The 13,719-nt window shown below is 64.5% G+C and carries 12 protein-coding genes; 6 read left to right on the top strand and 6 right to left on the bottom strand.

Going from position 1 to position 13,719, the window contains the following annotated elements; all coding sequences use genetic code 11:
- Positions 1-20 precede the first annotated feature (20 nt).
- Entirely contained in the window at positions 21-338 is a 318-nt protein-coding gene (locus AC3WLT_RS23320) for an ElaB/YgaM/YqjD family protein (RefSeq protein ID WP_492594046.1), read from the bottom strand.
- A gap of 342 nt (positions 339-680) precedes the next feature.
- On the opposite strand from AC3WLT_RS23320, the gene AC3WLT_RS23325 reads away from it, so the two are divergent.
- The 3 genes from AC3WLT_RS23325 to AC3WLT_RS23335 all read left to right on the top strand — a co-directional run bounded on the left by AC3WLT_RS23325 (position 681) and on the right by AC3WLT_RS23335 (position 3,223).
- Positions 681-1,742 carry a sigma-54 interaction domain-containing protein gene (locus AC3WLT_RS23325; protein ID WP_492594047.1) on the top strand — a complete coding sequence of 354 codons (1,062 nt, stop codon included), beginning with the start codon at positions 681-683 and terminating at the stop codon, positions 1,740-1,742.
- 312 nt (positions 1,743-2,054) lie between these two features.
- Positions 2,055-2,633 carry a hypothetical protein gene (locus AC3WLT_RS23330; RefSeq protein WP_492594048.1) on the top strand — a complete coding sequence of 193 codons (579 nt, stop codon included), beginning with the start codon at positions 2,055-2,057 and terminating at the stop codon, positions 2,631-2,633.
- 74 nt (positions 2,634-2,707) lie between these two features.
- Entirely contained in the window at positions 2,708-3,223 is a 516-nt protein-coding gene (locus tag AC3WLT_RS23335; RefSeq protein WP_492594049.1) for a hypothetical protein, read from the top strand.
- Positions 3,224-3,285: 62 nt separating this feature from the next.
- On the opposite strand, the gene AC3WLT_RS23340 is transcribed toward AC3WLT_RS23335, so the two are convergent.
- A complete protein-coding gene (locus AC3WLT_RS23340; protein WP_492594050.1) occupies positions 3,286-4,632 on the bottom strand; it encodes an ABC transporter ATP-binding protein in 1,347 nt (448 codons plus the stop codon).
- 23 nt (positions 4,633-4,655) lie between these two features.
- Entirely contained in the window at positions 4,656-6,407 is a 1,752-nt protein-coding gene (locus tag AC3WLT_RS23345; protein WP_492594051.1) for an ABC transporter permease, read from the bottom strand.
- A gap of 712 nt (positions 6,408-7,119) precedes the next feature.
- Between AC3WLT_RS23345 and AC3WLT_RS23350 the strand changes: the two genes are divergently transcribed.
- The gene (locus tag AC3WLT_RS23350; RefSeq protein WP_492594052.1) at positions 7,120-8,811 is read left to right on the top strand and encodes a sensor domain-containing diguanylate cyclase; all 1,692 of its coding nucleotides are present in this window, start codon (positions 7,120-7,122) and stop codon (positions 8,809-8,811) included.
- A 163-nt stretch (positions 8,812-8,974) separates the two neighbouring features.
- Positions 8,975-9,241 carry a hypothetical protein gene (locus AC3WLT_RS23355; RefSeq protein WP_115104224.1) on the top strand — a complete coding sequence of 89 codons (267 nt, stop codon included), beginning with the start codon at positions 8,975-8,977 and terminating at the stop codon, positions 9,239-9,241.
- A gap of 83 nt (positions 9,242-9,324) precedes the next feature.
- Here AC3WLT_RS23355 and AC3WLT_RS23360 read toward each other — a convergent pair whose 3' ends face one another.
- Positions 9,325-10,641 (bottom strand): ATP-binding protein, encoded by a 1,317-nt coding sequence (locus AC3WLT_RS23360; RefSeq protein ID WP_492594053.1) that lies wholly within the window; start codon positions 10,639-10,641, stop codon positions 9,325-9,327.
- Positions 10,625-11,350, bottom strand: coding sequence for a response regulator (locus AC3WLT_RS23365; RefSeq protein WP_492594054.1), 726 nt, complete (start codon positions 11,348-11,350; stop codon positions 10,625-10,627). The genes AC3WLT_RS23360 and AC3WLT_RS23365 overlap by 17 nt, the downstream gene beginning before the upstream one ends.
- 220 nt (positions 11,351-11,570) lie before the next feature.
- Between AC3WLT_RS23365 and AC3WLT_RS23370 the strand changes: the two genes are divergently transcribed.
- On the top strand, positions 11,571-12,107 hold the full coding sequence (locus AC3WLT_RS23370; protein ID WP_492594055.1) for a periplasmic heavy metal sensor: 537 nt from the start codon (positions 11,571-11,573) through the stop codon (positions 12,105-12,107).
- Positions 12,108-12,322: 215 nt separating this feature from the next.
- Here the strand turns inward: AC3WLT_RS23370 and AC3WLT_RS23375 are convergent, their stop codons facing one another.
- The gene (locus AC3WLT_RS23375) at positions 12,323-13,033 is read right to left on the bottom strand and encodes a pirin family protein (protein WP_492594056.1); all 711 of its coding nucleotides are present in this window, start codon (positions 13,031-13,033) and stop codon (positions 12,323-12,325) included.
- Between the last annotated feature and the right edge of the window lie 686 nt (positions 13,034-13,719).

Raw genomic sequence — 13,719 nt, forward strand, 5'->3', positions numbered from 1 at the left:
CGGCACGGAGTGGCTGCGCCTCAGCGCGCGGCCAGAACGCCGATCAGGAAACCCACCCCCGCTGCGATGCCGACCGACTGCCAAGGGTTGTGCCGCACGTATCGCTCGGCGTTGACGGTCGCGGCCCGATAGCGCCGCTGCGCGCTCTGTTGCGCGTCGCCGAGCGCCGACTGCAAACTCTCGACGTGCGTTCCGAGACGATCGCGCAGCGCGCTGACGCCTTCGCCCGGTACGTTGGCGGCGAGCCGCAGCATTTCCTCCGAGTCATTCAGCAGCACTTGCAGATCCTGGACGATCTTCTGTCCGCCGAGTGCAAGCTGTTGCGTGGTGTCAGCCATCATTCACTCCCATGTCTGAGTTCTGCGTTCGCGAATTGTTTCCGGCGAGTCGTCAGACGGCGTCCATAGCCGGCGCAATAGGTCGGAAACAGATGCGTGTCGGGTGCCAAGCGCAAATATCGTTCCCGGTAAATTTGCCGTTCGCGAGCCGCGGTTTCGCCCCTTCCGGCACTTTCGACCGACCGTTCACCGATGTATTTCGCGAGCCGCGACGCCGATTGCCGCAAACGCCGTCGAAGTGGTTAAATCGTCTTTTGTGAGATATTGATCTTGCGGGTCACCTTCTCGTTATAGGCCTGCGCGCCGCAACAACGAACTACATTTGCCCAGGACTCCCCGTTTATGGCGTCAACCGATCTGGACTCGCCCACCGTCTCCGCCGGCGGCCATGCTTCGGAACAGGCGAAGCAGCGCGTCGCGGACGGCATCGCGGGACTGAAATCGTATGGGCTGCTGTACGGCTCGTCGCCGGTGATGCAGGAGCTGTATGAGCAGATCGCGCGCGTCGCCAGCACCGACGCGACCGCGCTGATCATCGGCGAATCGGGCACCGGCAAGGAGTTGATCGCCCGCACGATTCACGATCAAAGCAGCCGCAAGGAAGCACCGTTCGTCGCGGTCAACTGCGGCGCGATTCCCGATGAGCTAATCGAAGCCGAATTATTCGGCCACGAGAAAGGCAGTTTCACGGGCGCGGTCCAGGGCCGCGTCGGCTACTTCGAACATGCGAACGGCGGCACGCTGTTCCTCGACGAAATCACCGAGATGGCGCCGGTCCGCCAGGTCAAGCTGCTGCGCGCGCTCGAGACCGGCACGTTCTACCGGGTCGGCGGCAGCGAACCGATTCACGGCGACGTGCGCGTGATCGCCGCAACCAATCGCGACCCCGCGGTGGCCGTCAAGGAAAACGGCCTGCGCGAAGATCTCATGTACCGTCTCGCCGTTTTTCCGTTGCGCGCGCCGCCGCTGCGCGAGCGCGAAGGCGATCGCGAACTGCTCGCGCAACACTTCCTCGCCTTGCTGAACCAGCAGGAAAGCACGCACAAGAGCTTCAGCAAACGGTCGATCGAAACGCTGCGCACGTGGTCGTGGCCGGGCAACGTGCGTGAGTTGAAGAACGCCGTCTATCGCGCATTCATTCTCGCGGAGAAGACGGTCGAGCTGCCGCATCCGCATCTCGCGTCGCGTGTAAAGAAGCCGGTCACACAGGGCAATGCAATGAGCGTGTGGATCGGCACGCCGCTCGCCGATGCGCAAAGGCAGATCATTCTCGGCACGCTGAAATATTGCGGCGGCGACAAACGGCGTGCGGCCAAGGCGCTCGGCGTCAGCCTGAAAACGCTGTACAACCGCTTGAGCGCCTACGGCGGCGACGAAGCCGCGGAAGAAGAAATCGAACAATAAGCTGTGCCATCCCGCTCGCGCGCCAGGTTCGCGTGAGCACGTGTCCGCAGTCCACATCCGCGCGCATTTCCACGCGCTTGCAATCCCGCCTGCAATCCCTTCGCATCACCAGGCAAATCGGCATCCGTTCAACAGAAACCGATTTGACCCGCATCATCTTTTGCAATTGCTTGCACTTTCCCTCTGCCAATTACAAATAGCATCCTGCAAAATGCGGCAGCGCGTGTCGCAACGATGAAATCGGCGTGCTGTTCGTTCACCAACTCGCTTTGAGCGTAAATGAAGGGCGCCGGCAGAAGCAGAGACAGGGAAATGCAAAAAAATATAGTGTGGGCCGACCGGGCAAAACCGACGGCCAAACGCGGATACTCAAATGCAACGGCGCTTGTCGCGCTGGCGATTGCGATCTCGTCGGCGTTGAGCGGCTGTGGTTCGCTCTACTCGGAAGGCGCCACTGCCGGCGCCGGTATCGCGGGCGCCGCGCTCGCGGCGAAGGTCACCAACAATGCGGCGGTCGCCACCGGCATCGGTCTCGGCGCAGTGGCCGCAGCCCGTGCCGGCGTGCAGTACTCGGAGCGCGTGGTCCACAAGAATACCCAGGACGGCATCGCGAAAATCGCCGGGCCGCTCGAAGTCGGCGCCGTCGCGCCGTGGAGCGTGACCCACTCCATGCCGATCGAAGACGACGAACATGGCCGCGTCACCGTCAGCCGCACGATCAGCAGCGGCGCGCTCGACTGCAAGGAAATCGTCTTCTCGGTCGACCAGACCGCCACCAAAAATGTGCCCGCGAGCAGCGCGTTCTATGTCGCATCGATCTGCCGCGACGGCGACAACTGGAAATGGGCATCGGCCGAACCCGCGACCGAACGCTGGGGCGCGCTGCAATGAAGGCGCTTTCGCGTTCGGTCCCGCGCTTGATTCTCCATTTGATTCCGCGTTTGATTCCTCGCTCGGTCCCTCCTGTGCTTTCCGGCGACCGCCTGCGGCTCGCGCTGGCCGGTGCGCTGTGCATCGGCGCCGGTCTGCTGACGAGCGGCTGCTCGTCGGTAGGTGCAGCGAGCGGCGCGGCGGCCGGCGTCGCCTCGGGTCTCGTGACCACCAATCCGGCCGTGGGCATCGGCGTCGGCATCGCCGTGCAGGCCGCCACCGACGAAGCCATCGGCCGCTATATGCGCACCCTGCACACCGATCAGCAGAACATGATCGCCGCCCTGGCGGGCGCGATGCCGGTCGGCGAGACGCGGCCCTGGGCGGTCAAGCACACGCTGCCGATCGAGAACGGCCACGGCAAGGTGCGTGTGACCCGCGCATTCGGTTCGGCGCTCGCGCTATGCAAGGAATTCGTGTTTTCGGTCCAGGACGGCGACGGCCCGAACGCGCACGAAGCCTGGTACACCGGCAGCGCGTGCCAGCAGGACAAAGGCTGGAAGTGGGCGTCCGCGGAACCGGCGGTCGAACGCTGGGGCAATCTGCAATAAAAAAACGGCAGGGTCTCCCCTGCCGCTTTTTGCTTGAAGCGTCGTAATCGTCTCCAACGAACTTAAGACTCCACGTCTTCCAGGCTGAAAATTTCCGTCTGGTCGTTGTACGAGAATATCTCGCCATAACGGCCCCAGTTGATCACCGCGTCGAGCGTCTCTTCCGCGGCGCTGTCCGACAGAAAATCCTCCAGTTCCTGCTCGAAGCGCACACGCGGCGCCCGATGCCCCGGCCGTTCGTTCAGCACCTTCTTGATTCGCGCGGCAAGCGGCACGTGCCGCAGCAGATGCTCGGCGAACATCATCTTGCGCTCCTGCGTACCGAACTCGGCGAACACGCGCGCCGGCGGCGTCAAGAAAATGTCGCCTTCGCGCACGTCGGCGAAACCCAGGTGCTGCAGCACTTCCGCGACCGGGAACAGATCGTCCACCTCCAGATGCAGCGAGCGGGCGATTTCCGGCATGTCGGCGCGACCGTGGTACGGCGCGGCAGCGAGCGTTTCGATCAGACCGGCCATCAGGTTGGTCGACACATGCGGCAGCCAGCTGCCGAGTTCGAGCCCCTTCTTGGTCGCTTCGTCGGTCTGGCGCGCGGTCATCTTTGCGTAGATCTCGTCGACCAGACGGCGGAACGCCGGATCCAGCCGGTTGCGCGGATGCTTGAACGGCACCTTGATCTCGGCGATCACGCGGCCCGGATTCGACGACAGCACCAGAATGCGGTCGCACATGAACACCGCTTCCTCGATGTTGTGCGTGACGATCAGCACCGATTTGATCGGCATGCGGCCTTGCGTCCACAGGTCGAGCAAGTCGGTACGCAGCGTTTCGGCGGTCAGCACGTCGAGGGCGGAAAACGGCTCGTCCATCAGCAGCAGCGTGGGGTCGACCACCAGCGCGCGCGCAAAGCCAACGCGCTGGCGCATGCCGCCCGACAACTCGCGCGGATACGCGTTTTCAAAACCGTCGAGACCGATCAGGTCGATCGCGGCCAGCGCGCGTTCGCGGCGCTCGCGCGCGGCGACGCCTTGCGCTTCGAGGCCCGCTTCCACGTTCTGCAGCACGGTCAGCCACGGGAACAGCGCGAAGGTCTGGAACACCATCGCGACGCCCTTGGCCGGGCCGTCGAGCGGCTTGCTCATATAGGTCACATCGCCGTCGGTCGGCTCGATCAGGCCGGCGATGATACGCAACAGCGTCGACTTGCCGGATCCCGAACGGCCCAGCATGCCGACGATCTCACCTTCGCGCAGCGACAGGTTCACATCGTCGAGGACGAGCAACTCACCTTGAGTCTTGTTGAACCCCCGGCACACGTCCTTGACGCACAGAATCTCTTCGCCCAGGCGCGGAGGCATCGGCGGCGTCTGGAGCGGCGCGGCGGTTACGGCAGCTTTAGGATTTTGCATCGCGTTTTGCCTTAAATTTACTGTCAATCGAGCCGCAGCCTGGACTCGGCATAGGCGTACATCGGACGCCACAGCAGGCGGTTGAACAAGGTCACGAACAGGGACATCACGGCGATGCCCAGAATGATCTTCGGATAGTCGCCCGCCGCGGTGGTTTGTGCGATATACGCGCCCAAGCCATGCGCGGCCACTTTCGTGTCGCCCCACTGCACGAACTCCGCGACGATGCTCGCGTTCCACGCGCCGCCCGACGCGGTGATCGCGCCGGTCACGTAATAAGGGAAGATGCCCGGCAGCATCGCCTGACGCCACCATTGCCAGCCGCGGATATGGAAATTCTTGGCCGCCTCGCGGTAGTCGTTCGGATACGAGCTGGCGCCGGCAATCACGTTGAACAGGATATACCACTGGGTGCCGAGCACGATCAGCGGCGACAGCCAGATGTCCGGGTTCAGATGAAAGCGCACGATCACGATCACGAACACCGGGAACAGCAGGTTGGCCGGGAACGCGGCAAGGAACTGCGCGAGCGGCTGGATCTTCTCCGCGAGCGCCGGACGCAGCCCGATCAGCACGCCGATCGGCACCCAGACCACCGAGGCGATCGCGATCAGCAGCACCACGCGCAGCAGCGTGACGAGCCCAAGCACGAACACGTGGCCGACTTCGTCGAGCGTGACGCCGGTACGCACATAGATGAACACGCGGTACACCACATAGACGGTGGCGACCAGCACCAGCGCCGCCCACACGATGTCGCCGATACGCGAGGTTTTCTCGCGCTGCGGAATCTGGAAGCGCGGCCCGTGAATCGCCGGCAGCCGGAACGGCATGCGCGCGGCCTTCGCGAACATCCAGCCGAGCGGCACCAGCAAACGGTGAATCAGGCGCGTGCGGCGAATCAGGTCGAGCAGCCACGATTCCGGCGCATTGCCCGAACTGGTGGTTTCCATGCGGAATTTGTCGGCCCATGCGACCAGCGGGCGAAACAGGAACTGGTCGTAGGCGAGAATCACGACCGTCATCGCGAGAATCACCCAGCCGATCGCGTGCAGATTCTTCTCGGAGATCGCCTGCGCCAGAAACGCGCCGATCCCCGGCAGCGTGATCGTATTGTTGCCCACCGTGATGGCTTCGGAAGCCACCACGAAGAACCAGCCGCCCGACATCGACATCATCATGTTCCAGATGAGGCCGGGCATCGAGAACGGCACTTCGAGCTTCCAGAAGCGCTGCCATGAAGTCAGATGAAAGCCGCGCGAGACTTCGTCCAGATCGCGCGGCACCGTGCGCAGCGACTGATAGAAGCTGAACGTCATGTTCCACGCCTGGCTCGTGAAGATCGCGAAGATCGCCGCCAGTTCGGCGCCGAGCACGCGGCCCGGGAACAGCGCGAGAAAGAACGTGACCGTAAACGAAATGTAGCCGAGCACCGGCACCGATTGCAGGATGTCGAGAATCGGCACCAGCACCATGCCGGCGCGGCGGCTCTTGGCGGCGAGCGTGCCGTACACCAGCGTGAAGGTCAGCGACGCGACCATGGCCGCGAGCATGCGCAGCGTGGTGCGCATCGCATATTCAGGCAGGTTCGACGGGTCGAGCGAGATCGCCTGAGTCTTCAGCGTCGACATCGGCGCCAGCGTCTCGTGAAAACCGATCGCCGCCATCGCAATGATGCAGATGATCAGCGGAAAGGCGACGAAGTCCCAGCGATTGGGCAGGACCCGCCAAGCGGAAGCATTGGCGGTACGCTTCAGGTCGAAGCTGAAATCCATCAGGCGCCCTCCCCGTTGTGACAGGCATTCGAGTGCATGAAGGAGGCCGAGGCTTCGGCGCGGCGGTCTGAAGATCGGTCCGGAAAGCGGAAATCAGGCATGGCAAAACGCGTGTGCGCGGTAAATCGTTAGCGTTGGAGACACGTAGACCGGTGGCGGACGTGTCTTCGGGCAAGCTGCCCGGGACCGGTACCGCGAAGCCGGACTCCTCTGTCGCCGCAGGCGCCGCCCGTAGGCTGGCGAGCTCTCCTTGTTTTGGACGGCACGACACTACACCATCCTATGTTTCAGGCACAACCTTTCGCAGTAAAAAGCGGCAAACTCCCGGCAACGAGTCTCGGCCCGCCACCGGCAAGCCATACCGCAGTCGTTTATCGTCGCGCGCCAGCTACACTCGAGGGCCCGCCGAGGATCCATCAGGCATCGCCCCGCGCCACCCGAAAAACCCGCGCAACCATTCAGAATCCCGACACGCTGCCGTTAAGAACCTGATGGGCTATACGGGTGTACTTCGCATTCCCGCAATAACGGTGGCGTCTGGTCCCACGACGGTTAAAATCGGGAAACGACGCACATGTTCGTGGCGCATGTTCGTGGTTCATCCCGGGCCGCTACGGCACCCCGCCACCCGTTTCCACAAGGACGAATCAGCGCCGGCGCGCTGCCACGAACGAGCTTGTTGCATGTCACAGCCAGACGGATCAGAGGGTCGATGAACAGGACAACCTTGCGCCAGGCAACCGGACCGGTCAGCTTTGTGCTGATCGTGCTCGTTTGCTGGTTCGTGGCCGGCATGGTCGCGGACCGGATGGTACAGCAAGAGCTGGACGCGGCCTTGCACGTGCAGCGGCAAATGTCCGCGTCGATCGTCGACAACATGGCCGAGGTGATCGCCAGCGACCTCGCGATGTCGCGGGCCATTCCGGCAACCATGGCCGAGATGGATGTGGTCCAGCACGCGCTGTCACAATCCCAGAATTATGCCGCGAACGACGAAGCGGCGGAACCCGCCCAGCGCGCCGCGTTACTGAAAGACCCGCAGATGGCCGCTGTCAGCGACTTTCTGCACGACGCGCAAGGCTTCTCCGGACTCGACCAGATCTGGCTGGTCAACGCCAGCGGCATCTGCGTCGCGTCGAGCAACTCCATCCACAACCCGCTCGCCGCAGAGCGATCCTTCGTCGGCTCCGACATGCGCACGCGCGGCTACCTGACCAACGCGCTGCTCGGCGCGTTCTCGGAAGCCTACGGCGTCGGCCGCGTGAGCGGCGAGCCAGGCATCTTCATCGCGGCGCCGGTCTACGCCGATGGCCTGCTGGTCGGGGTGGTGGTCGCCAAGGTGGGGATCGCGAGGTTGCGCCACTGGGTCGCGCATGCCGGCACCTTCGTTGCCGACGAGAACGGCGTCATCATCATGGCGCACAACAGCGCGCTCGAAGGCCACGCGCTGCCGGACTCGCGGGTCCAGCACATGAGCGCGGCCGAACGCCAGACCACCTATCACCGCGAGTCGTTCCCCGATGTACGGATTCAGGTCGCCCCACAGGTGCGCGAGCAGGCACCGTGGGTGCCCACCGCGATCGCCGCGCAACTGTTCGGCATGACCGAGCGGCCCGCGCCGTCGCTTTACCAGGCGCGCGGCGGATTGAATTCGGGACTGTCGGCCCATCTGGTCGACCCGCTCGCGGCCTGGCCTGAATTGCTGCGCAATCACAAGCGCGATCATCTGCTGGTGTTTCTGACGCTGGCCGGCACGGTCGCGCTGGCGTGGGTGATCACTGTGTCGTATGTGCGCGAGCGGCGCCACCATCGCGCCACGCGCGACCTGGCCGAGCAATTGCAATCGGCCAATACGCTGCTGTCGGCCGAGGCGCGCCACGACGCGCTGACCGGCGCGCTGTCGCGGCGCTATTTTCTCGATCTGCTGAGCCACGAGATCGGACGCGCGCAGGCGAACAACGAGCCGCTGTGCATGGCGATCGCCGACCTCGACCACTTCAAGCAGATCAACGACCGCTTCGGCCACGCCGCCGGCGACCGTGCGCTCGAACATTTCGTCGACACCTGCCGCGCCGAATTGCGCGGCGCCGATGCGGTCGGCCGGCTCGGCGGTGAAGAATTCGGCCTGCTGCTGCCGGCCACCGGCCTCGCCGGCGGCCGCGAAGTGGTGGAACGGCTGCGCCTGCGCCTGAAGGCGGTTCCTTCGCCGAAGCTGCCTGCCTCGGTGGGCCTGAGCGTCAGCATCGGCATCACTGAACTCTCGCCCGACGATCTGCCCGAGCGGATCATGAGCCGCGCGGACCTCGCGCTGTACGCGGCAAAGACCGGCGGTCGCGACCGCACCGAAGCGCTCCCGCCCGACGACACCGCGCCGCCGGCTCGCACTGCCGCCAACGTCTGGTAACAACAAATCGATGCGCAGCGGGACGCATCGGCGCGCGCATCCAGAATCCAGATGACGTAACGTAAGACCCGGCGCAAGACCCGGCCTTCGGCATGCCATGACGAAGCAGGTATCATCAACCCTGATATTGAGGTTGCCGCTACCGCTCTAACGGGAGATTCGCATGAAGGGAAATCTGGTCATCGTGTGCCGCGATCACGATGCTGACGCGTTCGACCACTTGCTGGCCGAATACGGCGCATTTCAGACGCGCCTGTCGTCGACCGCGTGGTATCTGAAACTGGACGTCGCGCCGGAGCTGATTCAGGAAGAGATACTCGCCCGTCTCGGCAAATACACCACGCACTACATCTTCGAAGCCGAAACGGTGACGTGGAATACCGTGGATAACGAGGCGGCGAATGCGCTGAACACGCTGTTTTCAGACTAGCACGCCGCTGCGCGTCCCGAGATACTCAGGCGCGCGCTCCGACTATACGCAGGGGGCCGGGCGCGGGCGCCCTCACCCCTGACCTACCACGCACTTTCCGATGCCGCCACGACACGCGGCACCGACTCGAACGGAAAGCTCATCAAAACCCGCAAGCCACGTCCCTCGTGGTTGCCGATCTCCCACTCTCCGCCCGCACGCCGCACCAGCCGTTCGACGATCGCCAGCCCCAGACCGCTATGGCCGTTGCCGCCGCGCGCCGGATCGAGCCGCACGAACGGACGGCTCGCATTGATCAGATCCTGCGCGGCGATGCCGCTGCCGTTGTCGCGCACCGACAGCGTGAAGCCCTGAGGCGTGCGCGCCGTGGCGACGACGATCGGCGGCGCGCCGTACGCGTACGCGTTGTCGAGCAGGTTCGAGAGAATCCGGTCGAGCGTGGCGGCAGGCAGCAGGAAACCGCGCCCGGCATTGAGTTCGGTCTGCACGGCCGGCGCACCGGACGCCACCGCGCGATAGCTGCGCACCACGCGCTCGCACTGCGTATCCACCTCGACCGCCTCGCTGCGATCGGCGCCGTCGTGAGCGAACACCAGAAATTGCTCGACGATATGCGTCATCGAATCGACGTCGCGCACCACGCCGTCGCGCATCTTCACTTCGTCCATCATCTCGGCGCGCAGCCGCAGACGCGCAAGCGGCGTTTTCAGGTCGTGCGCGACGCCGGCCAGCATCACGGCGCGGTCGTTCTCGGTACGGGCCACTTCCTGAACCATCTGGTTGAAGCCATGCGTGAGTTGACGCAATTCGCGCGGGCCGCGCTCGGGCACCGGCGGCACCGGCAGGCCGCGGCCGAACCGCGCCACCGCCTGGGCGAGCGAGCGCAACGGCTGCTGCAACGCCCATGCGGCAAACAGCGCCGCCATCACCGCGAACGAAAAGATGATCGCGAGCCACAGCACCGTACGGTCGAGCGAACGCGGCGTGCGCAACGGCTGCACCGGCACGACGATCCAGTTGCGATCCGAGACGGCGCGCACCCACAGCGTGGGCGGATGGCCCGGCTGGCCGATCCGCACAAGGGTGCCTGACGGCATGCGGTCACGCACGTCGTCGATGAAACGTTCGAGCGGCGCCGGCAGGTTCGCGGCATCCGGCGGCACGTCCGGGCTGGCCGGATCGACCAGCCTCACGCGCGAGGGCAACGGCTGGTCCGGCGTACGCGCGACGTGCTGGCGCACCGCGTCGACGAGGAAGGTGGCTTCCTCGACCGCGTAGCGCGTTTGCAGATGACTGCGCTCGAGGCGCATCAGCGCGTACCACGCGAAATGCGACAGCAGCAGCACCGCGACAACTAGCAGCGCCAGCCGTCCGAACAGCGAATCAATGGGTCGGCGCATGCTGTTCGCCGTCCGGCACGAACACGTAGCCGCGCCCGCGCACCGTCTGAATGAAGCGCGGCGTGGACGGATCGGTTTCGAGAATGCGGCGCAAGCGCCACACCTGCACGTCGATGCCGCGGTCGGTGCCGTCGTATTCCGGGCCGTGCAGCAGTTCGAGCAGGCGCTCGCGCGTGAGCGTGCGCATGGGGTGATTGACGAAAATCTTCAGCAGCGCGAATTCGCTGCCCGACAGCGTGAGCGGCTTGTCTTCGAGATGCAGCGTGCGCGACTGGAAATCCAGCGTGAAGCGGCCGAAGCTGAACGGCTCGCGCTGCTCCGGCGCCGCCGCCGACGGCAGCGTGCGGCGCCGCCGCAATACCGCCTGCACGCGCGCCAGCAGCTCGCGCGGGTTGAACGGCTTGCCGAGGTAGTCGTCCGCGCCGAGCTCCAGACCGACGATACGGTCGACGTCGTCCGCGCGCGCGGTGAGCATGATCACGGGAATATCGTCGCCCGACGCGCGCAGCTTGCGCAGCGCGGTCAGCCCGTCGACACCCGGCATCATCAGGTCGAGCACGATCAGGTCCGGGCGCTCACGTTCGAGCCGCCGCTCGAGCGAGCCGGCGTCGTGCAGCACCGAGACCTCGATGCCCTGACGGGCCAGGTAGTCGCGCAGCAGATCGCGCAATTCGACGTCGTCGTCGACAACAAGTATTTGAGTAGCCATGGCTGAAGTTTAACGCGCAGGAGGGTGGGTTTCCGACCCCGGCCGCCCCTCAAAGGGTTACCGGGTGTTACGGTGAAAGGCGCACGTAATGTCCCGTAATAGCCGCATCCAGCCACGTAACACAGCGCCGGGCGCACATCTCTACGCTGTGTCTTACCGAATGCAGGCCGTCTTCTGTTGCCGGTTGCATCGTCGGCTATTCCATTACAAGGAGCCTTACATGTCCACCAAAAAAATGTCGCGCATTCTCGTCGTCGCCGCTACTGCTCTCGCCATCGGCGCGGGCGCCGCCTATGCCGTGCAACCTGCTGATCACGGCGAACACGGCGGCCCCGGCGGCTGGCATGGCCACTTCATGAAGGAACTGACCCAGCTGCATAACCAGTTGAACCTGAACGCGGATCAGGAAAAGCAGTGGCAAGCCGCGCTCGACACCATGAAGCAGAACCACGAAGCGGAGCGCGCCAACCACGAGCAGATCAGGAGCCAGTTCAAGGCCGCGCAGCAGCAGCCGATTCTGGACCTGAACGCGATGGCCGCGGCGCACCAGCAAGTCGAGCAGAAGGACGCACAACTGCGTCAGCAGACTTCTGATGCATGGCTCAAGTTCTATAACGGCCTGAACGACCAGCAGAAGACCACCGTCAGCACGGCGCTGAAACAACGCTTCGCCAAGATGGAAGCACGTCACGAAAAGATGCGCGAGCGCTGGGAAAATCGCAAGGGCGCAGCGTCCGCGCCGGCTGCCAATCAGTAAGCGGCACGCGCTGCGGACAGCGGCTTTGGCCGGCCGCCGCCTGAAAGCAAAAACGCCACGGAAAGTTTTCCGTGGCGTTTTTGTTCGAGCGCGCGGCGTGCAAGCCGATACCGATACGCTAGTTGCGTCTTCAACTATCGGCCATGAGCGCTCAGCCGTTCAGCCGCGCATCCACTCGCGCGCTCTTCAGGTTAACCGCTCAGCCGCTTAAGCGCCTAGCCGTTGAGCGGACCCAGGTCGAACAACAGCACTTCGGCGTTATCGCCCTTTTCGAGCGTCACCTTGCCGGTCTCGACAAGCTTGGCCGCGTCGCCGGCACTGAGCGCTTCGCCGTTCACGGTAAGCGCGCCCCGTGCCACATGCACGTAAGCAAGACGACCTTTCGGCAATGCAAACTCAGCCTGCTCCGCACCATCGATCAGCGCCGCGTAGATCGACGCATCCGCGTGAATCGTCACTGAACCGTCGCGGCCGTCGGGCGAAGCGACCACACGCAGACGGCCGCGCTTGTCGGCGTCGTCGAAACGTTTTTCTTCGTAGCCGGGCTGGTCGCCCGCGCGTTGCGGGATCACCCAGATCTGCAGCAGGTGCACCGGTTCGTCCGGCGATGCATTGAACTCGCTGTGCATCACGCCCGTGCCGGCGCTCATCCGCTGCACGTCGCCGTGACGGATCGTCGAACCATTGCCCATGCTGTCGCGGTGCGCGAGCGCGCCGTCGAGCACGTAGGTGACGATCTCCATGTCGCGATGGCCGTGCGTGCCGAATCCCTGGCCGCCGGCGATGCGGTCCTCATTGATGACCCGCAGCGGTCCGAAATGCACGTGTTGCGGATCGCGGTAGTCCGCAAACGAGAAGCTGTGATACGAGTCGAGCCAGCCGTGATTGGCATGGCCACGCTCGTCGGAACGTCGAATCTCGATCATGGGGGGTACTCCTGGTCGGTAAATAACGATGGCCAGAATGTATGGGCACGACGCGCGCCAGACAATCCGCGTGGGTGCACCGGATCGTTCCACAAATCCACGCAATCGGGTGCGGGTGTGGCGCACGGCCTGGCCGGCTTTTGAGCGACCCGGCTGCGGGCGGCCTGATTCCGGGAGCCGCCCCCCGATGACCGCCCCTAGGATGGCCGGCTCCCGGATGGCCGCCCCCCGGATACAGACGCCAGCCCATTGCCAGCCACGGCGGATCATCATGGACCAGGCCACGCACAACGCCGTCGCGCATGCACAACGCATTTGCGCCAGTTGCCCGCTGCCCTGGGGGTTCCACACTGGCGCGCGGCCCCTGTTCGGGTAAAATACCGCCCTTTTTGAGAGAACGTCGGTGCGCGGGCTCGCCGGCGGGCCTGGCATACGGGCATACGGGCATATGCGGGCAAACGGGGGCGCGAAGAGACAGCCGTGGATAGCGGGGACAACTGCGCGGGGACAACTGCGCGGGAACCACTGCGGACTCCGCCCTTGCGCACCGGCCGCTCGATGCGCCGCTCCGGCGCGGCATCCACACGCGGCGCAACAATTTTGACCGCCTAGAATAGCGACGGCCAGCCACCAGCCGGCGGTCGTCGAGATCGAGCCACACGACGATCAGTTTGATCCAGGAGAAA

The organism is Paraburkholderia sp. FW306-2-2C-D06C (assembly GCF_058781505.1).